General features: G+C 70.3%; 21 protein-coding genes and 1 pseudogene (1 of these 22 running past the window's edge). 12 read left to right on the forward strand and 10 right to left on the reverse strand.

Annotated features, from left to right (window positions below):
- Nucleotides 1-123 precede the first annotated feature (123 nt).
- The 7 genes from rseP (at nucleotide 124) to lpxB (ending at nucleotide 9,069) form a co-directional block, all read left to right on the forward strand.
- A complete protein-coding gene (rseP, locus tag F1D61_RS29140) occupies nucleotides 124-1,284 on the forward strand; it encodes an RIP metalloprotease RseP (protein ID WP_203155532.1) in 1,161 nt (386 codons plus the stop codon).
- 377 nt (nucleotides 1,285-1,661) lie between these two features.
- Entirely contained in the window at nucleotides 1,662-4,205 is a 2,544-nt protein-coding gene (gene bamA, locus F1D61_RS29145; protein ID WP_203155533.1) for an outer membrane protein assembly factor BamA, read from the forward strand.
- Nucleotides 4,206-4,388: 183 nt separating this feature from the next.
- The gene (gene lpxD, locus F1D61_RS29150; protein ID WP_203155534.1) at nucleotides 4,389-5,444 is read left to right on the forward strand and encodes a UDP-3-O-(3-hydroxymyristoyl)glucosamine N-acyltransferase; all 1,056 of its coding nucleotides are present in this window, start codon (nucleotides 4,389-4,391) and stop codon (nucleotides 5,442-5,444) included.
- 138 nt (nucleotides 5,445-5,582) lie between these two features.
- Nucleotides 5,583-6,038: a 3-hydroxyacyl-ACP dehydratase FabZ gene (gene fabZ, locus F1D61_RS29155; protein ID WP_395413591.1), complete on the forward strand. Its 456-nt coding sequence runs from the start codon at nucleotides 5,583-5,585 to the stop codon at nucleotides 6,036-6,038.
- The gene (gene lpxA, locus F1D61_RS29160; RefSeq protein ID WP_203155535.1) at nucleotides 6,035-6,853 is read left to right on the forward strand and encodes an acyl-ACP--UDP-N-acetylglucosamine O-acyltransferase; all 819 of its coding nucleotides are present in this window, start codon (nucleotides 6,035-6,037) and stop codon (nucleotides 6,851-6,853) included. Before fabZ ends, lpxA begins: the two co-directional genes overlap by 4 nt.
- A 27-nt stretch (nucleotides 6,854-6,880) precedes the next feature.
- Nucleotides 6,881-7,849, forward strand: a complete 969-nt coding sequence (locus tag F1D61_RS29165; RefSeq protein WP_203155536.1) for an LpxI family protein — start codon at nucleotides 6,881-6,883, stop codon at nucleotides 7,847-7,849.
- A complete protein-coding gene (gene lpxB / locus F1D61_RS29170; RefSeq protein ID WP_246775599.1) occupies nucleotides 7,846-9,069 on the forward strand; it encodes a lipid-A-disaccharide synthase in 1,224 nt (407 codons plus the stop codon). Before F1D61_RS29165 ends, lpxB begins: the two co-directional genes overlap by 4 nt.
- A gap of 41 nt (nucleotides 9,070-9,110) precedes the next feature.
- Here the strand turns inward: lpxB and F1D61_RS29175 are convergent, their stop codons facing one another.
- Nucleotides 9,111-9,638 (reverse strand): peroxiredoxin, encoded by a 528-nt coding sequence (locus F1D61_RS29175; protein ID WP_203155537.1) that lies wholly within the window; start codon nucleotides 9,636-9,638, stop codon nucleotides 9,111-9,113.
- A 389-nt stretch (nucleotides 9,639-10,027) separates the two neighbouring features.
- Here F1D61_RS29175 and F1D61_RS29180 point away from each other — a divergent pair.
- A pseudogene (locus F1D61_RS29180) lies at nucleotides 10,028-11,649 on the forward strand (hybrid sensor histidine kinase/response regulator).
- 21 nt (nucleotides 11,650-11,670) lie between these two features.
- Here F1D61_RS29180 and F1D61_RS29185 read toward each other — a convergent pair.
- Nucleotides 11,671-12,570, reverse strand: a complete 900-nt coding sequence (locus tag F1D61_RS29185) for a hypothetical protein (protein WP_246775600.1) — start codon at nucleotides 12,568-12,570, stop codon at nucleotides 11,671-11,673.
- Nucleotides 12,571-12,900: 330 nt separating this feature from the next.
- On the opposite strand from F1D61_RS29185, the gene F1D61_RS29190 reads away from it, so the two are divergent.
- Entirely contained in the window at nucleotides 12,901-13,065 is a 165-nt protein-coding gene (locus F1D61_RS29190) for a hypothetical protein (protein WP_203155538.1), read from the forward strand.
- A 400-nt stretch (nucleotides 13,066-13,465) separates the two neighbouring features.
- Here F1D61_RS29190 and F1D61_RS29195 read toward each other — a convergent pair whose 3' ends face one another.
- The 3 genes from F1D61_RS29195 to F1D61_RS29205 form a co-directional block, all read right to left on the reverse strand.
- Complete coding sequence (locus F1D61_RS29195) at nucleotides 13,466-14,008, reverse strand: cyclase dehydrase (RefSeq protein WP_203155539.1); 543 nt, start codon at nucleotides 14,006-14,008, stop codon at nucleotides 13,466-13,468.
- Nucleotides 14,009-14,034: 26 nt separating this feature from the next.
- Nucleotides 14,035-15,207: a zinc-dependent alcohol dehydrogenase gene (locus F1D61_RS29200; RefSeq protein WP_203155540.1), complete on the reverse strand. Its 1,173-nt coding sequence runs from the start codon at nucleotides 15,205-15,207 to the stop codon at nucleotides 14,035-14,037.
- Between the two features lie 178 nt (nucleotides 15,208-15,385).
- Nucleotides 15,386-16,303: a 50S ribosomal protein L11 methyltransferase gene (locus F1D61_RS29205; protein WP_203155541.1), complete on the reverse strand. Its 918-nt coding sequence runs from the start codon at nucleotides 16,301-16,303 to the stop codon at nucleotides 15,386-15,388.
- Nucleotides 16,304-16,608: 305 nt separating this feature from the next.
- Here F1D61_RS29205 and F1D61_RS29210 point away from each other — a divergent pair, with 305 nt between their 5' ends.
- A complete protein-coding gene (locus tag F1D61_RS29210; RefSeq protein WP_203155542.1) occupies nucleotides 16,609-16,800 on the forward strand; it encodes a hypothetical protein in 192 nt (63 codons plus the stop codon).
- 63 nt (nucleotides 16,801-16,863) lie between these two features.
- Here the strand turns inward: F1D61_RS29210 and F1D61_RS29215 are convergent, their stop codons facing one another.
- From F1D61_RS29215 to F1D61_RS29230, 4 genes are all read right to left on the reverse strand, one after another.
- On the reverse strand, nucleotides 16,864-17,640 hold the full coding sequence (locus tag F1D61_RS29215) for an SDR family oxidoreductase (protein WP_203155543.1): 777 nt from the start codon (nucleotides 17,638-17,640) through the stop codon (nucleotides 16,864-16,866).
- Between the two features lie 419 nt (nucleotides 17,641-18,059).
- Entirely contained in the window at nucleotides 18,060-19,781 is a 1,722-nt protein-coding gene (locus F1D61_RS29220) for a sensor domain-containing diguanylate cyclase (RefSeq protein ID WP_203155544.1), read from the reverse strand.
- A gap of 80 nt (nucleotides 19,782-19,861) precedes the next feature.
- Nucleotides 19,862-20,101, reverse strand: coding sequence for a hypothetical protein (locus F1D61_RS29225; protein WP_203155545.1), 240 nt, complete (start codon nucleotides 20,099-20,101; stop codon nucleotides 19,862-19,864).
- A gap of 137 nt (nucleotides 20,102-20,238) precedes the next feature.
- Nucleotides 20,239-21,777: a tannase/feruloyl esterase family alpha/beta hydrolase gene (locus F1D61_RS29230; RefSeq protein ID WP_203155546.1), complete on the reverse strand. Its 1,539-nt coding sequence runs from the start codon at nucleotides 21,775-21,777 to the stop codon at nucleotides 20,239-20,241.
- A 104-nt stretch (nucleotides 21,778-21,881) separates the two neighbouring features.
- Here F1D61_RS29230 and F1D61_RS29235 point away from each other — a divergent pair, with 104 nt between their 5' ends.
- Nucleotides 21,882-23,519 carry a GMC family oxidoreductase gene (locus tag F1D61_RS29235; RefSeq protein ID WP_203155547.1) on the forward strand — a complete coding sequence of 546 codons (1,638 nt, stop codon included), beginning with the start codon at nucleotides 21,882-21,884 and terminating at the stop codon, nucleotides 23,517-23,519.
- Nucleotides 23,520-23,749: 230 nt separating this feature from the next.
- Here the strand turns inward: F1D61_RS29235 and F1D61_RS29240 are convergent, their stop codons facing one another.
- Nucleotides 23,750-24,040 carry a ribbon-helix-helix domain-containing protein gene (locus tag F1D61_RS29240; protein WP_203155548.1) on the reverse strand — a complete coding sequence of 97 codons (291 nt, stop codon included), beginning with the start codon at nucleotides 24,038-24,040 and terminating at the stop codon, nucleotides 23,750-23,752.
- A 209-nt stretch (nucleotides 24,041-24,249) separates the two neighbouring features.
- Between F1D61_RS29240 and F1D61_RS29245 the strand changes: the two genes are divergently transcribed.
- Nucleotides 24,250-25,392 carry the 5' portion of an amino acid permease gene (locus F1D61_RS29245; RefSeq protein ID WP_203155549.1) on the forward strand. The gene runs 327 nt beyond the window's last position, so only the first 1,143 of its 1,470 coding nucleotides appear in the window; it begins with the start codon at nucleotides 24,250-24,252; the stop codon falls past the right edge of the window.

Below are 25,392 nucleotides of genomic sequence, written 5' to 3' on the forward strand. Positions count from 1 at the left end.
TTGAGGTAACGCACGATCGTTTCGTGCCCTGTTCCCGCGCCCCCGGACTCTGTATGGTGCGGGATCGGCAAGGCGGCCGCGACGCGGGCCAGGGAGGGCCCGCCGCGCCGCATCGAGGTGACCATGGATCTGCTCAACGTCGTCGGCGGCGCGACGACGAACCTGCTCGGCTACATCGTGCCGTTCCTGTTCGTCCTCACCGTCGTGGTGTTCATCCACGAGATGGGCCATTTCCTGGTCGGGCGGTGGTGCGGCGTCGGGGTGACCAGCTTCTCGATCGGCTTCGGACCCGAGCTGATCGGCTTCAACGACCGCCGCGGCACCCGCTGGAAGATCTCGGCGATCCCGCTCGGCGGCTACGTCAAGTTCGTCGGCGACATGAACGGCGCCAGCGTGCCGGATCCGGACGCGATGGCGCGCATGAACCCGGCCGACCACGCGATCAGCTTCCACGCCCAGAACGTCTGGAAGCGGGTCGCCATCGTGGCGGCGGGGCCGATCGCGAACTTCCTCCTCGCCATCGCGGTCTTCGCCGGCGCCGTCTACGCCACCGGCCGCTACGAGGTGGCGCCCCGGGTCTCGGCGGTGCAGGCGGGCAGCGCCGCCGAGCGCGCCGGCTTCCAGGCCGGCGACGTGGTGCTGACGATCAACGGCAGCGCGGTGCGCAACTTCGCGGACATGCAGCGTACCGTCTCGGGCGCCGCCGGCGACCGGCTCGACTTCACGGTGGAGCGCGGCGGCGTCACCACCCCGCTCACCGCGACGCCGGACGTCTACGAGGACAAGACCCCGTTCGGCACCCAGCGCATCGGCCGGCTCGGCATCCAGGGGCCGCGCGACGCCGCCGACGTCAAGCTCGTGCGCTACGACGCGCTCGATTCGCTCAAGATCGGCGTCACCGAGACCTACTTCGTCGTCGACCGGACCTTCAGCTACATCGGCAAGCTGATCACCGGGCGGGAATCGGCCGACCAGCTCTCGGGCCCGATGGGCATCGCCCGGGTCTCGGGCCAAGCCGCCAAGGTCGGCGGCATCGGGGCGCTGGTCGGGCTGATCGCGGTCCTGTCGGTGTCGATCGGGCTCATCAACCTGTTCCCGGTGCCGATGCTCGATGGCGGCCACCTGATGTTCTACGCCGTCGAGATCGTGCGCGGCCGTCCCTTGAGCGAGCGGGCCCAGGAGATCGGCTTCCGCATCGGCCTCGCCCTGGTGCTGATGCTCATGCTGTTCGCGACCTGGAACGACATCCTGCATATCGGCGCCGCCTTCAACCGCGGCACCTGACGCCCGGGACGATCCACCGGTTTTCGGCCAGGCAGGGCCGCCCGCTCACGCGGGCGGCCCTTTGTGCATGGGGGCGCTCCCTCGGACGCTACCCCCTCGGGAATCGCTGCAATTTTCGTAAAATGCGTGCCATTTCGGGCCTTTCGGGGCCGCGCGCCGTTCATCGCGCGCTGACCTTGGTGCGCGAAAAGCGTGGCCGTGGCCCGTGACAGGAAGGCAACGTGTGGGCAAAATCCCTGTAGGTCGGGAGCGTGGCGTTTGCTTCGCCGGGGATTCCCGATAGAAGCGACGCTAGGACCAGGGGCCTTCGCCTTTGCGAGAAGGTGATCGTCTGCGGGTGTTAAGCCCGCGCCGACAAAAATGAGACGGGCCATTTGATGATGTCGATGACGGGTAAGCGCCGGCGTGCGTCGGCGAAAGGCGCCATTGTCATGGCCGCCACCATCGCCGCCAGCGGCAGCGCCTTCGCGCAGCAGATTGTCGTTCAGGGCAATTCCCGGATCGATCCGGAGACGGTCCGCTCCTACGTGGTTGGCGTGTCGCCCGAAGAGGGCCGCCGTAACCTGATCGCCAGCGGGATGTTCTCCGACGTGCGCGTGGCGCATAACGGTGGCCGCATCGTCGTCTCGGTGCGTGAGAACAACACGATCAACCGCGTCTTCTTCGAGGGCAACAAGAAGGTCGAGAAGGGGACGCTCGAGGGCATCGTCGAGTCGAAGTCGCGCGGGCCCTACAGCCAAGCGCAGGTCAACTCCGACCTCGACCGGATCCGCGAAGTCTACCGTCGGGCCGGCCGCGGCCTCGCCAAGGTGTCGGTGCGGACCGTCGACCTGCCGAACGGCCGGGTCGACGTGGTCTACACCATCGACGAGGGCGACAAGACCGGCGTCAAGGCGATCAAGTTCGTCGGCAACCAGGTCTATTCGGACGGTCGCCTGAAGGATCTGATGACGCTGTCGGAGATGAACCTCCTCAGCTTCGTCAAGACCTCCGACGTCTACGATCCCGACCGGCTCGCCAACGACCTCGACCTGATCCGGCGCTATTACCTGAAGAACGGCTATGCCGACTTCCGGATCGCCTCGGCGGATTCGCGCTTCGATGACGCCGCCGGCGGCTGGATCATCACGATCACGGTCGAGGAAGGCCAGCAATACCGCGTCGGCGCGGTCTCGGTCGATTCGCGCATCCCGGGCGTCGACGGCACCGTCCTGCGCGACGAGCTGCGCACCGGCGTCGGCGACGTCTACAATGCCGAGGACGTCGAGAAGACCCTGACCGGCGTCACCACGACCGTGGCGCGCAACGGCCATCCCTTCGCCCAGGTCCGCCCGACCGGCGAGCGCGACCGCGCCACCGGCACCGTGGCCCTCGGCTACATCGTCGAGGACGGCCCGAAGGTCTACATCGAGCGCATCAACGTGCGCGGCAACACCCGCACCCGCGACTACGTGGTGCGGCGCGAGCTCGACGTCACCGAGGGCGATGCCTACAACCGCGTGCTGATCGACCGGGCCGAGCGGCGCCTGAACGGCCTCGGCTTCTTCAAGAAGGTGCGGTTCTCCAACGAGCCGGGCTCGGCTCCCGACCGCGTCGTCGTAAACATCGATGTCGAGGATCAACCGACCGGTTCGTTCTCGGTCGCCGGCGGCTACTCGACGGCGGACGGGATCATCGGCGAGGTCTCGGTCTCTGAGTCGAACTTCCTCGGCCGCGGCCAGTACGTCCGCCTCGCCGGCACCGCCGGCCAGTACACCCGCGGCGTCGACTTCTCGTTCACCGAGCCGTACTTCCTCGGCTACCGCCTGGCTGCCGGCTTCGACGTCTTCAACAAGTACAGCGACCAGACCCGCTACTCCCGCTACGTGACCGACGTGGTCGGCGGCCAGCTCCGCCTCGGCCTGCCGATCACCGAGGAGTTCGGCATCACGCTGCGCTACTCGATCTACAACACCGACCTGAAGATCCCGAACACGCTGAAGCGGCCGTACAACGACTGCTCGTTCCCGATCCCGGGCTACACCCAGACCTACGATCCGGGCACGATCCTCAACGGCCGGAACGTCGGCGGCCTGGCGAGGTACCCGAACTGCGCCTATGACGGCGAGGCCTCGATCGCCCTGAAGGAGGCGGTCGGCTCGACGCTGACCTCGCTCGCCGGCGTGACCCTGGCCTACTCGACCCTCGACAACCTGCAGCTGCCGCGAAACGGCTTCTACGGCGAGATCAAGCCGGAATATGCCGGCATCGGCGGCGACTCGAAGTTCTTCCGCGTCACCGGCGAGGCTCGCTACTACAAGGAGCTGTACGAGGACGTCGTCGGCTTCGTGAAGTTCCAGGGTGGCCACGTCTCGCCGACCGAGGGCAATTCCCTCCGCGTCACCGACCAGTTCTTCCTCGGCCCGTCGCTGGTCCGCGGCTTCGCACCGAACGGTATCGGCCCGCGCGACGTCGGCTCGGGCGACGCCCGCTCGAACGCGATCGGCGGCACGACCTATCTCGGCGCCTCGGTCGAGGTGCAGTTCCCGATCTGGGGCCTGCCCCGCGATCTCGGCCTGAAGGGCGCGGTCTTCGCCGATGCCGGTACGCTGTTCGGCTACAAGGGCCGCCGCGCCTTCGACGTGAACGGCGACGGCTTCATCAACGGCACATCGCCGCTCACCGGCGCTTGCAACTTCAACGCTCTCACGGTCGGCGTCGAACCCGAATGCGTGAACGTCCGCGACAAGAACACGATCCGCTCGTCGGTCGGCGCGTCGATCCTGTGGAACTCGCCGCTCGGCCCGATCCGCTTCGACTACGCCTACGCCCTCACCAAGGACGAGGGCCAGAAGGTCTTCGGCGCCGACGGGACCTATTTCGGCAAGGTCGGCAAGGACCAGACGCAGGCCTTCCGCTTCTCGGGCGGCTCGCGCTTCTAACTTCCATCCGGCGGGCGCCGACGGCGCCCGCCCCCGGACTCGACGGCCGCGGGGCAGACAGCTCCGCGGCTGTTTTCGTTTGTGCCCTCCGGCGCGACCGGGTAGTCCGGGCGCCCTCCCCTCGACGGGAACATGAAGCGGTCCGGCGCGATCCGGCCCGCGGGGCCTTGAGGCAAGCAGGCAATGTCGGAACCGGTCTTCTTCCCCCTCGCGGGTCCCGTCAGCCTGCACGAGATCGCGGCGCTCTCCGGCGCGCCCCTGCCGCCGGGCGTCGACGGCGAGGCGGTGATCCGCGCAGCGAGCCCCCTCGAGAGCGCCGGCCCCGACGACCTCGCCTATATGGACAACGCCAAATATGCCGGGGCCCTGGCGACGACGCGGGCCCGGGCCTGCCTCGTCACCCCGCGCTTCGCCGCCCGGGTGCCGGAAGGCACGGTGGCGCTGGTGACGCCGCAGGCCTATCGCGCCTTCGCGACGGTGCTCGCGCGCCTGTTCCCGAGCGCGGCACGCCCGACCTCGCTCTTCGGGGCCACCGGCGTGTCGCCCGGCTCCTTCGTCCACCCGACCGCCCGGCTCGAGCCGGGCGTCGTGGTCGATCCCGGGGTGGTGATCGGCCCCCAGGCGGAGATCGGCGCCGAGACGGTGCTGGCGGCGGGCTGCGTCGTCGGTCCGAACGTGCGGATCGGGCGCGGTTGCGCCATCGGCCCCAACGCCTCGGTGCTGCACGCCTTCTTGGGCAACCGGGTGATCGTGCATGGCGGCGCCCGCATCGGGCAGGACGGGTTCGGCTTCGCCATGGGGCCGGGCGGCCATCTCAAGGTGCCGCAGGTCGGCCGCGTCATCATCCAGGACGACGTCGAGATCGGCGCCAACACCACCATCGACCGGGGCGCCAGCCGCGACACGGTGGTGGGCGAGGGCACCAAGATCGACAACCTCGTCCAGATCGCCCACAACGTCGTCATCGGCCGCCACTGCGTGATCGTCGCCCAGGTCGGCATCTCGGGCTCGACGACGCTCGAGGATTACGTCGTGCTCGGCGGCCAGGTCGGGGTGGTCGGCCACCTGCGCATCGGCATGGGCGCGCAGATCGCCGGATCGAGCAACGTCAACAAGGACGTCCCGGCGGGCTCTCGCTGGGGCGGCACGCCAGCGAAGCCCGTGCGCGAGTGGTTCCGCGAGATGACGACGCTCAAGAACCTCGCGGCGCGCAGCCGGGACGAGGCCGGCGAGGGCTGAGGCCGGGGAGCCGGACCAAGTCCGCCGTTCTCCCGCCGCAAATCGCTTGCATCCGCGGAACTTCTCGCCAAAGACGGCGCACCGGACATCCGGAGCGCGTCCGGGGCCGCCACGAGGGAGCCTGACACCATGACCGAGATGCCTGCCGAACTGGGTACGGCCGACATCCTGCGGGTGATGGAGCTCCTGCCCCACCGCTACCCGTTCCTGATGATCGACAAGATCGTCCAGATCGACCGGGACGAGAGCTGCATCGGCATCAAGAACGTCACGATCAACGAGCCGCACTTCACCGGCCACTTCCCGGCCGCCCCGGTCTTCCCGGGCGTGCTGCTGATCGAGGGCATGGCCCAGACCGCCGGCGCGATCTGCTGCGCCCACAAGCTCAAGGGCGACGCCAAGCCGAGCAAGGTCTTCTTCATGACCATCGACAAGGCGAAGTTCCGCAAGCCGGTCGTGCCGGGCGACGTGGTCGAGTACCACATGCGCAAGACCAGCAACCGCCGCTTCATGTGGTGGTTCAAGGGCGAGGCCAAGGTGAACGGCGTGCTGGTGGCCGAGGCCGAGATCGGCGCGATGCTGGTGACCGAATGAGCGAGGCGTTCGAGACCCGCATCCACCCGAGCGCGGTGGTCGAGGACGGCGCGGCGATCGGCGCCGGCGTCGAGATCGGCCCGTTCTGCCATGTCGGGCCGCAAGTCCAGATCGGCGACGGCGTGAAGCTCGTGAGCCACGTCGTGGTGGCGGGCCGGACCACCATCGGCCCGCGCACCCGGATCTACCCCTTCGCGTCGATCGGCCACCCGCCGCAGGACCTGAAGTTCCGCGGCGAGGACTCGACGCTGACGATCGGCGCCGATTGCCAGATCCGCGAGGGCGTGACGATGAACCCCGGCACCGCCGGCGGTGGGCTCGTCACCGTGGTGGGCGATGGGTGCGCGTTCCTCGCCAACAGCCATGTCGGCCACGATTGCCGGGTCGGCAACCACGTCGTGTTCTCCAACAACGTGATGCTGGCCGGCCATTGCCAGGTCGGCGACTACGCGATCCTCGGCGGCGGCGCCGCGGTGATCCAGTTCGCCCGGGTCGGCGCGCATGCCTTCGTCGGCGGCCTGTCGGGGCTGGAGAACGACCTGATTCCCTACGGCATGGCGGTGGGCAACCGCGCCCACCTGTCGGGGCTCAACATCATCGGGCTCCAGCGCCGCGGCTTCTCCCGCGAGGAGATCCACGCGCTGCGCAAGGCCTACCGGCTGCTGTTCGCCCTCGAAGGCACGCTGATGGAGCGGGTCGAGGACGTGGCGGCGGAGTTCGACCAGCATCCGATCGTGCAGGAGATCCTGGCCTTCATCCGCGAGGGCGGCAAGCGCTCGGTCTGCACCCCGCGCGAGGCCCCGGGTCCTGCTTGATGGGCGCCACGTGATGGGCGCCACGTGATGGGCGCCGCGGCGGCGAAGGCCGTATCGGCCGTGAGCCCGGCACGCCCGGTCGCGATCGTGGCCGGGGCCGGCCGGTTGCCGCTCCTCATCGCCGCCGCCCTGGAGGGCGCCGGGCGCTCCTGCCGGGTGCTGGCGATCCGGGGCTTCGCCGATCCGGCGACGCGGCGGCGGGCCGACGCCACGGTCGATCTCCTCGACGTGCGCGGCGCACTCGACACCCTGTGCGCCTGGGCGCCCGCCGGAGTCACGCTCGCCGGCGCCGTGGCCCGGCCGAGCCCGGCCGCGCTGCTCAACACGCTCGCCGCCTACCGCAACCGCGAGGCGCTTCGCTCGCTGGCCTCGGGCGGCGACGACCACCTCCTGCGCGGCGTGCTGGCGCTCCTCGAAGAGCATGGGTTGCAGGTGCTCGGCGTGCGCGACCTCGCGCCGAACCTGATGGCGCCGCGGGGCCGCTTCGGCACCCTGGGACCCGACGAGGCGGCGGAGGCGTCCGTGGAGGCCGGCCGGGCCTTGCTCGCCAGCCTGTCGCCGCACGACGTGGGACAAGCCGCCGTGGTGGCGAGCCGGCGGGTGCTGGCGGTCGAGGGGCCGGAGGGCACCGACCGGATGCTCGCCCGGGCGCGGACGCTCGCCCGCCGTCCCCTCGGCCTCGGCCGCCCGCCCGCCGGGATGGTGCTGGTGAAGCGGGCGAAGGACGGCCAGGACCTCCGGGTCGACCTGCCGGCGATCGGTCCGCGCACGGTCAGGCGCGCGGCGGAGGCCGGCTGCCTCGGCATCGCGGTCGGGGCCGGCGACACCCTGGTGCTCGACCGGGCGGAAACGGTGGCGCTCGCCGACCGCCTCGGCCTCTTCCTCCTCGGCCTGCCTCCCGATTCCTCGCCGCCCGTTTCCTTGCCGCCCGTTTCCTTGCCGCCCGTTTCCCTGCCACCCGTTTTCTTGCCGCCCGACCCGGAGCCCTCCCGTTGAGCGCGCATCCCGATCCTGAACGTCCTCTCACGATCTGGCTCGTCGCGGGCGAGGAATCCGGCGACCAGCTCGGCGCCAAGCTGATCCGCTCGCTGCGCGCGCTCTCGGACAGGCCGCTCTCGCTCTCCGGCGTCGGCGGCGACGCGATGGCGGCGGAGGGGATGGACTCGCTGTTCCCGCTCGAGGACGTGGCGGTGATCGGCTACCTCGCGGTCGCCGCCCGCATCCGCCTGCTGATGCGGCGCATCCGCCAGACCGTGCGGGCCTGCGTGGCGGCCCGTCCCGACGTGCTCGTCATCATCGACAGCCCCGGCTTCACCCATGCGGTGGCGAGCCGGGTGCGTCGGCAACTGCCGGGTCTGCCCGTGGTCGATTACGTCAGCCCGAGCGTCTGGGCCTGGCGCCCGTGGCGGGCGAAGACCATGCGCGGCTACATCGACCACGTGCTCGCCCTGCTGCCGTTCGAGCCCGATGCTCATCGCCGCCTCGATGGTCCGGCCTGCACCTATGTCGGCCACCCGCTGATCGAGCGTCTGAGCGAATTGCGGCCGGGTCCCGCCGAGACGGCGACCCGGCAGGGACCGAGCCCCGTCCTCGCGGTGCTGCCGGGCTCGCGCCGCACCGAGATCGAGCGGCTGATGCCGATCTTCGGGTCGGCCCTCGCCAAGCTCCAGGCCCAGGGCCACGCCTTCACGGTCGAGCTGCCGGCGGTGACCCGCCACCGCGCCCTGATCGCGCGTCTGGCCGCGTCCTGGCCGGTGGCCCCGCGCCTGATCGACGGCGAGGCCGACAAGCTCGCGACCTTCCGGCGCGCCCGGGCGGCGCTCGCGGCGTCGGGCACCGTGACCCTCGAACTCGCCTTGTCCGGCGTGCCGATGGTGGTGGCCTACCAGGTGCCGAAGATCGAGGAAGTGATCGTGCGCCGCCTGATCCAGGTGCCGACGATCGTGCTGCCGAACCTGATCCTGGGCGAGAACGCGATCCCCGAGCTGATCCAGTCGGATTGCACCCCCGAGCGCCTGGCAGCGGCGCTCGGGCCCCTCCTGCCCGACGGCCCGGCCCGGGCGGCGCAGGAGGCCGCGCTCGCCCGCCTCGACGCCACGATGCGGCTGCCCGACGGTGACGACCCGAGCCGCAGCGCCGCCCGGATCGTACTCAGCATCATTCGCCGAAGTGGTGACCGGTTCGGCGGCGACGATGATGCGAGAACAAGGAGCTGAGCTGAGTTGCACCATGCAACTCGGCTCAGCCGCGGCCGCCGCTACCGGCTCTTCAGGTAATCGAGCATCGTCCCGGCATCCGAGACCTTGAGGCCGACGCCCGGCGGGTCATCGCGAAAGCCGGGCTCGACGAACATCTTCCGGATCGTGCCGTCCGCGACATGCATGGAGTAGCGCCAGCTGCGCATCCCCATGCCCTGGCGGCCGCGCCTGACCAGCATGCCCATCTGGCGCGTGAAGTCGGCATTGCCGTCGGGCAGCATGAACACCTTCTCGATGCCCTTGGATTTCGCCCACTGGAACATCACGAAGGCGTCGTTGACCGACAGGCAGATCACCTGGTCGATACCGAGGGCGGCGAAGGCGTCGGCATGCTGCTCGTAACCCGGCAGGTGGTCGTCCGAGCAGGCCGGGGTGAAGGCGCCGGGCAGCGCGAACAGCACGATGTTGCGGCCGCCGAACACGTCGGCCGAGGTGAGGTCCTTCCACTCGAACGGGTTGGGGCCGCCGATGGCGTCGTTCCTGACGCGGGTGTGGAAGGTCACGTCCGGGACGGTGGCGGGCTGCATCGGAACCTCGCAGGCATCAAAAATCGTGGACAAACGAAACGGGCACCGCGAACCTAATCCCGGGACCGGGCGGCCGCCACGGCAAAAATCGTCCCTGCGCGCCGGGCGGGTCGGCGGGTCTTTCGATGTTTCGCGGCCGCGTCCCGCATCGCCCCAAGACGAGGCGGAGGTCGGACCAGCTCGGCATCCATGCGTGGCCCACGCCCTGACCGCATCGGCACAATCTCGATCGTTCCATGATGCCTCCGCGGCAAAGGCGCACCCCTGAAAATCGTGCGCTATCCTTTGGGGCCTGTTGATCTTCGCCGTCGCCGCCTATCTCATCGTCGTGGATGGTGGAGGCCTGACCGCGTGTCGCGTGGCTCAGCCGGCGGCACGAGGGCCTTCTGATGGCGGATATTTCGGAGAAGCCGGATCTCGGCGGCCTCGGGCCCGCCGTCACTGCCCGCGGCCCGCGCGCCGTCCACGACACCCACTCGGACATCTTCTTCGCCGCCGTCGAGACGACGCGGATGCCGATGATCGTCACCGATCCGCACCAGCCGGACAACCCGATCGTCTTCGCCAACCAGGCCTTCCTGCGCATGACCGGCTACACGCCGGAGGAGCTGGTCGGCACCAATTGCCGCTTCCTGCAAGGGCCGGAGACCGACCGCGAGACGGTGGCGGAGGTGCGCCGCGCCATCGCCGAGCGCAAGGAACTCGCGACCGAGATCCTGAACTACCGCAAGGACGGCTCGACCTTCTGGAACGCGCTGTTCATCTCGCCGGTCTACGACAAGAAGGGCGAGCTGGTCTATTTCTTCGGCTCGCAGCTCGACGTGTCGCGCCGCCGCGACGCCGAGCTCGCCCTGCACCAGGCCCAGAAGATGGAGGCCCTGGGCCAGCTCACCGGCGGCATCGCGCACGACTTCAACAACCTGCTCCAGGTCATCAGCGGCTATACCGACGTGGTGCTGGCGCTGGCCGAGCATCCGCGGATCGACGCGACCCGGCTGCTCGGCGCCGGTCAGGCGATCCGCGCCGCGACCGACCGGGCGGCGCGGCTCACCCACCAGCTCCTCGCCTTTGCCCGCAAGCAGCGCCTCGACGGGCGCGCGCTCAACCTCAACACCCTCGTGCGCGGCATGAACGAGATCACCGGGCGCACGCTCGGCGACCACGTCGTGATGGAAACCGACCTCGCGCCCGATCTGTGGAACTGCCGCATCGACCCGACCCAGGCCGAGGTCGCGCTCCTCAACGTCCTGCTCAACGCCCGCGACGCAATGCCGGGCGGCGGCACCGTGACGATCAGGACCGAGAACCTGACCATCGACGACGAGATGGCGCTGCTGCTGATGGTGCGGCCGGGGGCCTACGCGGTGGTGCAGGTGCAGGATACCGGGCTGGGGATGCCGCCGGAGATCCTGGCCCGGGTGATTGAGCCGTTCTTCACCACCAAGGAGGAGGGGCGCGGCACGGGGCTCGGCCTCGCCATGGTGTACGGTTTCGCCAAGCAATCCGGCGGCACGGTGCGGATCACCTCGGAGATCGGCCAGGGCACGACCGTGCGCCTGCTCTTCCCGGCCACCGACCAGGCCGTCGCCGCCGAGCGCCGTCCCGCCCCGCGGGCGACCGACCGGAGCGGCACCGAGACGATCCTGGTGGTCGACGACCGTCCGGACGTCGCCGAGACCGCCCGGGTGATCCTGGACGATTTCGGCTACACGGTGCTGGTCGCCCACGGCCCCAGGAGGCCCTGGACCTGCTCGATTCCGCCGGCAAGGTCGACCTCCTGTTCTCCGACCTGATCATGCCCGGCGGCATGAACGGCGTGCTGCTGGCCCGCGCCGCCCGCGAGCGCCAGCCGCGGATCAAGGTGCTGCTCACCACCGGCTACGCCGAGGCCTCGATCGAGCGCACGGATGCCGGCGGCAGCGAGTTCGAGATCCTCAACAAGCCCTATCGCCGGATGGAGCTGGCCCGCCGGGTGCGGCTGACGCTGGATGGGCCGACGGGGGTGGGGTAGCGCCGGCCCAGCCGAAGCCGTTCAAAAGTTGTAGCCGACGCGCAGCCGCATCTGGTGGCGGTCGAAGCTCGACAGGTCGAGCGGTCCCGGCTCGCCGGATGCCCGCCCGGCAACCTGGAAGCTCCAGGTGAACGAGGCCCAGGCCTGCGGCGACAGGGTCGTGTAGAGGGTGGGGCCGAGATAGACGGCCTGCCCGGCGAGGCGGTCGAGCGCCAGGCCCTCGTAGGTCCGGGCATAGCGCGCCTCGGCGCCGACGAAGAGGCCGGGCCGGACCTGGTAGGCCAGGGCGGCGGCGGCCTCGAGGCCCGATCCGAGAATGCGCTCGTCCAGGCCGGCTGCCTGCGTCGTCGAGAACGCGAAGCCGAGATTGACCGCCGCGACCAGCGTGCCGGGGATCAGCTCGCGGTCGGCCAGCAGCGCGACGTCGGTCCCGAAGCTGCGCGCCGGCATACCCGTGCCGCCATCGACGGTGCCGTAGGCCGGCACGATGCTCAGCGTCAGACCGAACGGCGCGGCGCGGCGGTCGAGCAGGCGCAGGCGGGTCTCGAGGAAGCCGCCGTTGAAGCCGCCGGTGGTCCGGGCCGGCTCGCCGATATCGGAGGCGTTGAAGGTGACGCCCGGCGCGAGACGGAAGTCGCCGGTCAGCGGCATCTTCAGGGCAAGCCCGCTGTCGACGGCGAGGAAGCGGCCGAGGCGTTTGCCGAGCCGGCCGCTCGTTTCCCATTCCAGCTCCACCTCCCCGGGCACGCCGAGGTCGCTGCCCTCGGCGAAGCCGAACAGGTGCTCGCTGTCGAGATCGCCGGGGGTCAGGTTCTCGGCGGCGGTGGGGAGAGATTGGGCCCGGGCGGGCGCGGCCCCCTCCCCGGTCGCGAAGCAGGCCAGGACGATGCCGGCGAGAAGCGGGGACAGGACACGGCACATCGCAACGGCTCATCATTATAGCTTGTGCTATAACTGATAGGCGCGACCATTTCGCTCGTCAACAGCTCCGCGGCGGTCGGGATCGAAGGGCGTCGCCCCACGACGGACGCCATCGGCCCGCTCGGCGGAGTCTCGCTCCGCCCCGACCCGGAGGTGCCGGCTTTGGCTCAGGATCGCGGTTCGTCCAGTCCCCTGTGACATCGTTTAGGAAATGACGAAATGTCGCGTCCGATCTTTCACAGTCCTCCGATTCGGCCAGGAACCCGCACCCCGATCATATGTTATCGAAACACTCACCGCGGCACGCCGCAGATCACGGGAGATACGGATATGGCCGACAAGAAGCAGCAGTCTCAGTCGCACAATACTGATGACACTGGCCGCCATAACCATAAGAACCCGGACGCCCCGAACCAGGGCACCGTGCAGCATTCGGATGACGGCCGCCTGAAGGAGAACCGCGACAAGGGCATCCACCGCGGCGACAAAGAGTAGGCTTCGGGACGGACCGGAGCGGGAGGGCTGCCGAGAGGCGGCCCTTTCTTTTTTGTCCCAGACCCTGTTCGTCTCGGTCGAGGCTCGTCCCATTCACACCCTCATCCAGAGGTGCGACTGAAAGGAGCCTCGCAGGAGGGCTCCAGATCTCGCTGCGATCTCTGGAGCCCTCCTTCGAAGTCAGCCGATTTTTAATCGGCCAACACCTCAGGATGAGGTCGAAAGTGGGATGAAAGACAAGGTCGTGATACCGATCTTCTCTGAAAATCTGGTTGATTGTTTTTTTACAGATGTCAGGCCGACCGTGTCACTCCGGGCCCCGCTTTCGCGACCCCGGAAAGACATGGTGGGTTTGATCATTGGAGAGATCAGCCGAGCAGGCCCCGTTTCGACGATGCCCTCACCCCACCGGCCGCCCATCCTGCCAGGGACGCAGGGCGTCCGGGATCCGAAAATCCCGCGGCACCGCGAAATCGCGGGCGGCGCCGTGGGCGGCGGCGAGGCCGCCGGGATAGCCGCTGCGGTTGTGGTACTCGTAGGTCCCCGGCGGCGGCAGGCGCTTATCCGCCGTGAGGCCCTGGACGCAGACGATGTCGGCGAGCGTCACGCCCGCCACCGCGGCGGTGGCGAGCGCCAGGGTGCCGGCGCGGGGGTTGTCGCCCTCGAAGCCGGTCGCCAGGGTGGCGAGGTCGAGGGCGTCGCCCGCGACCCGGCCCCAGATCCACGGCGTCGGATCGTGGCTCATCAGGATCGCCGCCCCGGTCGCGACCTCGCGGGCGCCGTAGGCCTGGACCAGGGCCTCGCGGCCCTCAAGACCCAGCGCCCGGCAGAGCGCCCGGGGCGCCAGGATCTCGGCAAGCCCGAGGCCGATCGAGAACCAGCCGAGGCCGCGGGCCAGCGCATCGTGCGCCGAGCGGGAGCGGGGATTCACCGTGCGCGTCATGGCTGCCTCGCGGGTGCTGGGGTGAGTCATGGCCGGATCATCACCTTGATGCAGCCGTCCTGCTTGTCCCGGAACGTCCGGTACATCTCCGGCCCCTGCTCCAGACCCACCGTGTGGGTGATGACGAAGGACGGGTCGATCTGCCCCTCCTCGATCCGCCGCAGCAGGTCGTCGCTCCAGCGGTTGACGTGGGTCTGGCCCATCCGGAAGGTCAGGCCCTTGTTCATCGCCGCACCGAACGGCACCTTGTCGATCAGGCCGCCATAGACGCCGGGGATCGACAGCACCCCGGCCGGGCGGCAGGCCATGATCATCTGGCGCAGGACGTGCGGCCGGTCGCTCTCCAGCATCACCGCCTGCTTGGCGCGGTCGTAGATCGCGTCGAGCGAGGAGGTGGCGTGCGCCTCCATCCCGACCGAATCGATGCACTTCTCCGGCCCCTTGCCGTCCGTCATGTCGTTGAGCCGGGCGACGACGTTCGATTCCTCATCGAGGTTGATCGTCTCGGCGCCACCGGCCCGGGCCATGGTCAGGCGCTCCGGCACCCGGTCGATGGCGATGACGCGCCTGGCGCCGAGCAGGATCGCCGAGCGGATCGCCATCTGGCCGACCGGGCCGCAGCCCCAGATCGCCACCGTGTCGTCCGGCTGGATGTCGCACTGCACCGCCGCCTGCCAGCCGGTCGGGAAGATGTCGGAGAGAAACAGGAGCTTCTCGTCCGGGATGCCGCCCGGCACCTTGATGTGGGTCGCGTCGGCGAAGGGCACCCGCAGGTACTCGGCCTGGCCGCCGGCATAGCCGCCGGTGAGGTGGGTGTAGCCGAACAGGCCCGCGGTGGTGTGGCCGAAGGCGGTCTCGGCGAGCGCCTTGTTGCGGTTGGTGCGCTCGCAGACCGAGAAATTGCCGCGCCTGCACTGCTCGCACTGGCCGCAGATGATGGTGAACGGCACCACGATCCGGTCGCCGACCTTGAGGCTCTTGTTTTCCCGGCCGACCTCGACCACCTCGCCCATGGTCTCGTGGCCCATGATGTCGCCCGACTTCATGCCCGGCATAAAGTGGTCGTAGAGGTGCAGGTCGGAGCCGCAGATGGCGCAGGAGGTCACCTTGATGATCGCGTCGCGCCCATCCTCGATCGTCGGATCGGGGACCGTGTCGCAGCGGATATCCGCGGTGCCGTGCCAGACGAGGGCCTTCATGGCAGATCGGTCTCCGAGGCGGGTGCCGCGGAAGAGCCGGAATTGGCCGTCCGCGCACGGGCCACCCCGGCTCGGGTACTAATACCCCCTACCGGTAAGCGGCATGCCCGAACAACCGATCAAAGTTGGCGCTGTTCCGCAGGATCTAACACGGCACGTGTCAGCGAGGCGCGCGCCTTCAGCACGGCCTGGGCGCAGCCCCACCGCGGCGCAGTTCCAGGGTGACCCAGCCCTCGATCAGCCGGCGGCGGCGCAGGCGAAAACCCTGTGCGGCGTAGGCCGAGAGCACGCCCGGCACGTCGCGGGGGATCAGGCCCGACAGCACCAGGGTGCCGTCCGTCGCCACCGCGCGGGCGAGGCTGGGGGCGAGCCCCCGCAGCGGCCGGGCCAGGATGTTGGCGAAGACGAGGTCGTAGCCGCGGGCGACGCGGGCGAGCGGATGGCGCAGGCCCGGCGCCTCGTAGAAGGCCATCAGGTTGGCGAGCCCGTTGAAGGCCGCGTTGGTGCGGGCGGTCGCCACCGCCTCCGGGTCGAGGTCGCCGGCGATGACCCTGGTGTGGAGCAGGCGCGCGGCGGCGAGCCCGAGGATGCCGGTGCCGGTGCCGACGTCGAGGACCCGGTGCGGCCGGCGCCGTTTCACCTCGTCGACGAGGGCGAGGAGGCAGCCGAGCGTGGTGCCGTGGTGGCCGGTGCCGAAGGCGAGCGCCGCCTCGATCTCGATCGGCAGGTCGTTCGGCTGCACCCGGCCCCGGTCGTGCGAGCCGTGGACCAGGATGCGCCCGGCCCGCACCGGCTTCAGGCCTTCGAGGGAGGCGCGGACCCAGTCCTGCTGGTCGATCGCCGCGAAGGTCGCCTCGTCGGCGGCGTCGCCGAGGATCGGGCGGATCAGCTCGCGCACCGCCTCTTCGTCCGGCTCCTCCGAGAAATAGGCCTCGAGGTGCCAGGTCTTGCCGTCCTCGGCCTCGAAGGCCGCGACCGCGGTCTCGGTCGGGTCGAAGACCTCGCCGATCAGGTCGGTCATGGCACGGGCGGCACGCTCGTTCGTGTCGAGTCGCAGCACGTGGGTCGGGCGGTGGGGCGGCAGGCCTTCGAGCATGTCGCGCCAATAGCATCCGCGCCGCCCGCCGTCACCGCCCCGTCACGCCGGCGCGGCATCTCTCTCGCCGCGCCACGCCTCGTTCGCTGCACGAGTCGCGCCGGTTCCGTCCGGTGTGGCATCGGCGCAGCAGCGAGGTGCCGTGAGGGAAACCTTGCCGGTCCCTACGGAACCGGCGCAGCCGGTCGGCGTTCATAGCGGCGCCGGTCGCCAGAAGCCGGCCGTTAAAGGATCGACCAATGCGTGCCCGAGTTCGCGAGCAGGTTCGGCCGGATGGATCCGGTGCCGATCCGGCTCAGACTCCCGTGCGGGAACCTCCCGCCTCGCGGGACACCACCACTTCGTCGCGGGACACCGCGATCCGGCGCCGCGCGGCGCCGCTCACCGCCGAGGATACGGCCCTGCCGGGCCGCATGCTCATGCTGCTCAGCCGGCTCCACCGGAGCGAGCTGCAATTGCAGGCCGAGGCTGAGAAGGCCGGCGCGCAGGGCGCCTGAACCGGCCTTCCATGGCTTCGGGCGATCGCCACGCGATCTCCCGGAGCCATCGCGCCGCCGTTGCTACGCGCCCAGGCGCGAGCCCAGGCGGGCATCCGGCACGTAGCCGCGGTTCCAGGTCGGGCTGATAACCACCTCGTTGAGGCAGACGTGGCCGGGGCGCGTCGCCACGAACAGGATCAGCGCCGCCATGTCGTCGGGCTGGAGCATGCGGGCGCGGTCCTCGGGCGTCACCGGCACCGGGCGCTTGTCGAGGATCGGGGTCGCGACCTCGGCCGGGCACAGGACCGTGGAGCGGATGCCGTTGACGCATTCCTCCATGTTGATGCTGTGGCTCATCGCCACCACCGCGTGCTTGGCCGCCGTGTAGGCCGGCCCGCTCACCGGGCTGACGTAGCGCCCGGCCCAGGAGGCGGTGTGGATCAGCACGCCGTCGCCCTGGCGACGCATCAGCGGCAGCACCGCCAGCGAGGCGTAGAAGGCGCTCGACAGGTTGGCCTGGATCACGCTCTGCGCGCCCTCCGGCGACAGGGCGTCCCAGCGCCGCTCGCGCACGTTGCTGCCGGCATTGCTCACCAGCACGTCGAGCCGGCCGAACCGCGACGCGATGCCCTCGACGATGGCCGTGATGCGCGCCGCATCGGTGACGTCGCCGGGCTCGACCGCGGCCTCGCCGCCGGATGCGGCGATGCGCTCGGCGAGCGCCCGCAGCGGCTCCTCCCGGCGCCCGGTCAGCACGACCTTGGCGCCCGCTCCCGCCAGCGCGAGGGCCGCCGCCTCGCCGATGCCGCTGCCCGCCCCCGTCACCCAGGCGATCTTGCCGGCCAGATCCTGTGCCATGTCGTCTCTCCTCCCATGCGGCGGCGCCCTGCCGGGATGGGGTTGGCCCGAATCCGGGGGAACCGTCCGCCGCCCGTGTCTGCCAAGCGACGACGGCACCGCGCAAGAGCGACGCGGGACGATCGGGTGCCGGAGGCCGATCGCCCGGTGGAGGAAGGATCGTCCCAGCGGACGCACGAAAGCGGCGCAGCCCCGGCTTTCGCACCGTCGCTGCGCCGCCGCCGGCCATCGCTCGCCAATTCCGTCAGTGGAGATAGCCCAAGAAGAACAGGATCAGGATGATCGGGATCGGAATTCCGATCAGCCAGAGCAGTCCGCCCTTCATCATTGTCGCCTCCATGACTCCGTGAATACTCTCATGGAGTAACAACGGAGCTTGGCGTGATCGGGTTCCCCGTGGACCGATCGGTCCCGCAGGCTCACGCCGCCCGCCCGGCCTCCTCGCGCGCCACCGCGATGCCGACCCGGTCGCGCCCACGCGCCTTGGCGTCGTAGAGGGCGGCGTCGGCCCGGGCGATCGCCGCCTGGATGTCCGGGTCGCGCACCGACACCGTCGCCACCCCGATGCTGACCGTGACCGCGACGATGCGGCCGCCATGGGCGATCTCCGCGGCCCGGACCTTGACGCAGAGGCGTTCGGCGATCTGCGCCGCCTCGGCCCCGTCGAGGCCGACGAGCAGCACCACGAATTCCTCGCCGCCGAAGCGGGCCACGGTGTCGGTGCCGCGCACGGCCTCCGCCAGCAGCGTGCCGACATGACGGATCACCGCGTCGCCGGCATCGTGGCCATACCGGTCGTTGACGCGCTTGAAGTGGTCGACGTCGACGACCAGCACGGCGACACCGCAGCGGCCGCCTCTCGCCTGCGCGAAGGCCTCCGCCGCCGGCTTGACGAAGCCGCGCCGGTTGCGGAGCCCGGTGAGCATGTCGGTGCCGGCGACCTGGCGCAGATCCTCGATCTGGCGCCGGTAGGAGGCGGCGACGCTGGTCGAGCGGAGCGTCGCGTCGCTGAGCTCGCGCTCGGCGGTGCCGATCCGCCGCAGAAGCGCGTGCAGGGCCGCCGAGAGGGCACCGAATTCCCGCGCCCCGTCGAGCCGCGGCAGGCTCGTGGCGTCGGCGTCGGGGCCGATCCGGTCCAGGGCCGCGGTCAGTTGCCGGAGCGGGGCCGCGGCGCGGCGCCCGAGCGACCACGCGAGCGCGATGCCGAGCAGGGCGACCGCGGCGCCGAGGCCGAGCAGCGCCCGGAGGGACGGCTGCACCGGCGCGAGGGCTTGCGCCTCGGGCAGCGTCGCCACCACGATCCAGCCGAGACCGGGATCGCCGCCGGCGACCCCGCTCCGCTCGCCCGTCGCCGCCGAGGCGAAGCCTGCCAGCCGCGTCTCCCCGGCGATCTCGGCCGCGAAGACGCCCCTCCCCGCCTCGGTCATGGCACCGAGCCGCGCCGGCCCGAACGGCTCCGCGCCGAGGCGCGGCCCGAGGATCACGCGCCCGTTGCGGTCGAGCACCCACAGGTCGGTGCCGGGCCGGCCCTCGTCGAGGAGCCGGCGGCGGACCCGGCTCGCCCAATCCCAGCTCAGGTGGCCGCCCAGCACCCCGATGACGGCGCCGCCGGCATCGCGCACCGGCGCCGCCAGATCGACGAGGCGCAGGGGCTCGGGCTCGGCGCGCACGAGGAGCCGGCTCAGCAGCACCGCCTCGTGCACGTCGCCGACATTGGGCCGGGTCAGCCCGATCTCGAACCAGGTCCGCCCGCTCACCGCCACCCCTTCGAGCATCCCCTCCGTGCCGGCCCGCACGCGGCCGTCGGGCGCGACGAAGCCGAGCCAGGCGTAATCCGGTGCCGTGGTCCGCATGGCGGTCAGGATGCCGCGGGTGGCGGCGGGATCGGTGGTCCAGCGCTCGCGCAGGGGGGCGAGGCCGGCGACGACCTGGATCTCGCGGAACCGCTCGCGCAGGGTGGTGTCGAGGCTCCCCGCCATGCCGTCGGCGAGGCGGGCGAGACGGTCCTCGGCCAGCCGGAGGGCGCTTCGCCGCTCGAGCCAGATCGCCCCGCCCACCGTCGCCCCCACCAGGGCGAGGCAGAGCAAGCCGACCAGCGCGGCGAGCCGGTGCTCGAAGCGGAGCCGATTCCTGAACGACACGATGGACCTCCGCGACCGGGGGTCCGTTCTCGCCTGTCCGATGAAACGATCGGTTCAGCCGACCGCTCGCATTCGAACGATCACGCGTCCGTATCCGGGCGGCGCCCCTGGCTGTGGAGGCGCCGCTCCTGCGCCCCGCGCTCGGCCGCATCGGTGAGCTGGGTGATGAGGGCACCGGCCGCGCCGAGGGGAATCAGCAGGAAGACCGTGCCGCCATCGGGCCCGCTCACTTCGGCCGCCAGGGTATCGCCGCCATCGATCGTGCTGACGGCGGTGACACTGGTGATCGAGAGGACCCGGGGTCGTGCGTCGTCGGTCATGCCTGCCACTCCCTGCGGCACAGATGCCACGAAAGCGGCCCTGAACAATTGCTAACACGTTACACTTTAGAGGAATTCCCTCATCGATGCAGACACAATCGCCCTAGGCCGACCGGCCGAGGCCGGTCGGGGTGCCCTCAGGGCGCCGCGCAGGTGAGGCCGGCCCCCTCGGAGCGCGGGACCTGCGGATAGGCGCAGACCGGGCGCGACCAGGACACCGCGCCGCCGGCATCGCGCTTGGTCGCGACGAGCTCGCGCGGCGCCTCGCCGGCCTCGACCCAGCGCTCCAGGGCCGTCAACGGATCGATGCCGGTGTCCGAGATGCCCGGCCCGTCGGTGCCGATGCCGCAATGGTCCATACCCGGCACCATGAACAGGCGCGCGGTCCCGGCCAGGGCATCGAGACCGCCCGTCCCCTTGGCCAGAGCCTCGTAGAAGGCGACGCTCATGAACGGCGTGACCAGCGGGTCGCCCCAGCCGTGATAGATCAGGAGCTTGCCGCCCGCGTCGCGGAACGCCGACAGGTCGGCGACCGGCCGCACGGCCCCGGCGGCGGGATCGTAGGTGGCGGCGTTGTAGACCTGCGCCTGCGGCGCCATCCGGGCCGGATCGGCGGAAAAATCGAAATCCGTCACCCGATAGGCCGGCCCCGGCGAGGGCCAGAACGCCATGTAGCGCAGGAAGTCGGCGGAGAAGAGCGGCAGGATCGCAGGCGCGTTGCCCAGTCCCGTGAGCCAGCGCGGCCAATGCGCCTCGGAGCCGAGGGGAATGCCGCCCGGATAGAGTGGGCGGCCGGCCGCATCGGTCGGGCCGGCATACCACTTCTCCAGCACGCCGACCTCCGCCTCGCTCAAGCACTTGTCCGACGTGTCGCCGGTGCAGCGCAGGGACGACGGCTTGAAGTTGCATTGCCGCGGATCGGCGACGAACCCCCCGGCCTCCTTCGCCCCGCAGGCCGCCGCCACCGCCTCCGTCACCAGCCTCGCCCGGGGCGTGGTCAGGATCGGCTTGCCGTCGGCCCCGGTATTCGCCTTCGTCACCCAGGCGAAGGTGGTGGCGACGAGGCCGGTATAGTCGAGGGCCGGCGCCCCGCTGATGATCCCGTCGAAGTCCTTGGGGTATTTCAGCGCCTCCATCGCCGCCATGCGGCCGCCGGTGGAGCAGCCGGCGAAGTAGGATTTCGCCTGCGGCCGGTCGTAGAAGGCCTTGACCAGCACCTTGCTGGCCCGCGCCGTCTCGGTCACCGCGCGCTGGCCCCAATCCATCCGGGCGACGAGGTCGCCGGCGGCCCAGCGCCCGTCGGCCGAGCCGGTGCCCCAATGGCCCCCGTCCATCGTCGAGGCCGCGTAGCCCCGGCGCAGGCCGTAATTCATCGCGTTGGTGAAGCCGGGCGCATCCGACAGCAGGGTCCCGCAGAAGCCGCCGCAGCCGGTGCCGTAATACTTCCCGTTCCAGTTCTGGAGCGGCAGCCGCACCTCGAAGCTGATCGCCGGCCGCACCGTGCCGAGCACCCGGCAATAGGCCGGCAGGTCGCCGGCAGCCGGCACCTCGGCGGCGGAGTGGAGGTTCACCGCCTCGATCCTGAGGTTGGCGAGCGCGCCGCACTCGCCGGCCAGAGCCGGCCCCGCCATCAGGCCGGTACCCAGGCCGACCAGGATCCCCCATTTGCGCGCCATCGTCCCCTCCCGGCTTTTCGGGGAGCTTAACCGCAACCTCTTGCGCCGTCGCCAGCGGAATGCGCTAAACCGGCCGGAACGAGAGATCAGGGCAGGACACGCGGATGGCAGGCAGCGGCGCCGGCAACGACCTTCAGGATTTCGGCACCTACGACTTCGTCGTGGTCGGGGCGGGCTCGGCGGGCTGCGTGCTCGCCAACCGGCTCTCGGCCGATCCGCGGCGGCGCGTGCTGGTGCTGGAGGCGGGCGGGCGCGACAACTGGATCTGGTTCCACATCCCGGCCGGCTACCTCTTCGCCATCGGCAACAAGCGGGCCGACTGGCTGTTCACCACCCAGGCCGAGGCCGGCCTGAACGGGCGCCAGCTCGCCTATCCCCGCGGCAAGGTCATCGGCGGCTCCTCGGCCATCAACGCGATGATCTACATGCGCGGCCAGGCCGCCGATTACGACGGCTGGCGCCAGCTCGGCCTCGACGGCTGGGGCTGGGACGACGTGCTGCCCTATTTCCTCAAGCACGAGGACCACATCGCGCCGCCGAACGGCTTCCACCGCTCCGGCGGCGAGTGGCGGGTCGAGCCGCCGCGGATCCGCTGGGCGATCCTCGACGCGATCCGCGATGCCGCGGAGGCCGCGGGTATCCCGAAGATCCCGGATTTCAACACCGGCGACAACGAGGGCTCGTCGTACTTCCAGGTCAACCAGCGCCGCGGCCGGCGCTGGAGCGCGGCCCGCGGCTTCCTGAAACCGGCGCTCAACCGCCCGAACCTGCGGCTCGAGACCGGAATCCATGTCGAGCGGGTGGTGGTCGAGGGCGGCCGCGCCGTCGGCGTGCTGTTCGAGCGCGGCGGGCAGCGCTACCTCGCCCGGGCGAACGGCGAGGTGGTGCTCTCGGCCGGCGCCGTCGCGACCCCGAAGCTCCTCGAACTGTCCGGCATCGGCGACGGGGCGCGGCTCCGGGATCTGGGGGTGGAGGTCGCCCATCACGCGCCGGGCGTCGGCGAGAACCTGCAGGACCACCTGCAGATCCGGCCGGTCTACAAGGTGACGGGGGTCCCGACCCTCAATCTCACCTACGCGAACCTGATCAAGCGCGGCTGGATGGGCGTCGAATACGCGCTGTTTCGCACCGGGCCGCTCACCATGGCGCCGAGCCAGGTCGGGGTGTTCACCCGCTCCTCGCCCGACTACGCCACCGCCAACCTCGAATACCACTTCCAGCCGCTCTCCCTCGACAAGTGGGGCGAGGGCCTGCACCCGTTCGGGGCCTTCACGGCGAGCGTCTGCAACCTGCGCCCGTCGAGCCGCGGCAGCGTGCATGCCGCGAGCCCCGACCCGATGGCCCCGCCGGAAATCCGGCCGAACTATCTCTCGACCGAGGAGGACCGGCGCGTCGCGGTCGATTCGCTCAAGCTCACCCGCCGCATCGTCGCCCAGGCGCCGCTCGCCCGCTACCGCCCCGAGGAGCACCTGCCGGGTCCGGGAATCGCGGGGGACGCCGACCTGCTCAAGGCCGCGGGCGATCTCGGCACCACGATCTTCCACCCCGTCGGCACCGCCCGGATGGGGGCCGACCACGATGCCGGCGCGGTGCTCGATGCGCGTTTGCGCGTGCGCGGGATCCGGTGCTTGCGGGTCGCCGACGCCTCGGCGATGCCGCGCATCACCTCGGGCAACACCAACTCGCCGACGATCATGCTGGCCGAGAAGGGCGCGGCGATGATCCTGGAGGATGCCGTCTGAGCGGATTTCGCAAAACCGGCAGCCGGTTTTGCGACGACGATCCGCCACGGGACGACGAACCAGGCGGGCTTGGCGTCGGCCGGCCGATTGATACCAACGGTCGTTGGAAACGACCTTTGGTTCCGTTCTCGAATTTTCGTCAAGCCTCTGGCTTGGCATAGACAATTCGAGATGGTTCAATGGCCCGATGCGTCAGCATCTTGGGCTATTGGTATCAAAGCCCGCCTCGTCTACTCCGCCGCCATCAGGACCGGGGCCCGGCTCCCCTCGGACACGTAGATCAGGCAGGAGCAGCGCAGGAGCGATGCGAAGTTGCGCACCTCGCCATGCCGCTCCAGCACCTCGTCGTGCAGCTTGGTGGCGAACTTCGCGACGCTGAGCCCCTCCTGGCGGGCGATCTCCTCCAGGATGGTCCAGAACGCGGTCTCGAGGCGCAGGGAGGTGCAGTGCCCGCCGATCCGCAGCGAGCGCGTCTCGTAGGCGTAGCGCTCCGGCGTCTGCTCGGCGAAGATCCGGCACATGGGGGCGTCCTCCTCACGTTCGTTGCCCGAAGGATAGTGAAGCGGGAGGCGGCTGGGCAAGCAGCCGATGCGTCGCGGGCAAGGGAATCGTCGTACAATCATCATCCGGCACGACGACCGACGTCCATGTCTCGTCTTCTCCTGCGTCACGGTGCAGCCTTGGCGGTGGCGCTGCGTTCTCCTCCCTAACGATCCGAGGAGGACACGCCATGGCACGGGAGAGCACAGCGGACGGGCTGATGCGGACGAAGCCGATCGAACGCCTGCGACAGGACGCGGAGGGCGGCCACGGCCTGGAGCGGACGCTGGGGCCCTGGAGCCTGGTCGGGCTCGGCATCGGGGCGATCATCGGCGCCGGGCTGTTCTCGCTCACCGGCATCGCGGCGGCGGAGAATGCCGGGCCGGCGGTGGTGATCTCGTTCGCCATCGCGGCCATCGGCTGCGCGCTCGCCGGCATGTGCTACAGCGAGCTCGCCAGCATGATCCCGGTCTCGGGCAGCGCCTACACCTACGCCTATGCCACGATGGGCGAGTTCGTCGCCTGGATCATCGGGTGGGACCTGGTGCTCGAATACGCGGTCGGCGCCGCCACCGTGTCGGTGAGCTGGTCGAAATACGTCGCGACGCTGCTGCAGGATTGGGGCATCACGCTGCCGCCGCGGCTCCTGCACTCGCCGTTCGAGACGGTGCAGCTCGCCGACGGCTCGACCGTCCACGGCCTCGTCAACCTGCCGGCGGTGCTGATCCTGTGCCTGATCTCGCTGCTGCTGATGCGCGGCGTGCGCGAATCGACCCGGGTCAACAGCGTGATCGTCGTGGTGAAGGTCGCGGTGGTGCTGGCGGTGGTCGGGGTCGGCCTGTTCTACGTCAAGGCGCAGAACTACGTCCCGTTCATCCCGGACAATACCGGCACCTTCGGCGAATACGGCTGGAGCGGCATCATGCGGGCGGCCGGCGTGGTGTTCTTCGCCTATATCGGCTTCGACGCGGTCTCGACGGCGGCGCAGGAGGTGAAGAACCCGCAGCGCACCATGATGATCGGCATCCTCGGTTCGCTCGCGATCTGCACCGTGCTCTACATCGCCTTCGCGGCGGTGCTCACCGGCCTCGTCCCCTACGCCTCCATGAAGGGCGACGCCGCTCCCGTCGCCACCGCCATCAAGCAGACCCCCTTCCCCTGGCTCCAGACCCTGGTGACGCTCGGCGTCATCGCGGGCTTCACCACCGTGATGCTGGTGCTGCTCTACGGCCAGTCACGGGTGTTCTTCTCGATGGCCAATGACGGCCTGCTGCCGAAATTCTTCGCCGCGATCCACCCGACCTGGCGCACACCGTACCGCTCGAACCTGTTC

It is taken from the genome of Methylobacterium aquaticum (genome assembly GCF_016804325.1).
GTDB classification, from domain to species: Bacteria; Pseudomonadota; Alphaproteobacteria; order Rhizobiales; family Beijerinckiaceae; genus Methylobacterium; species Methylobacterium aquaticum_C.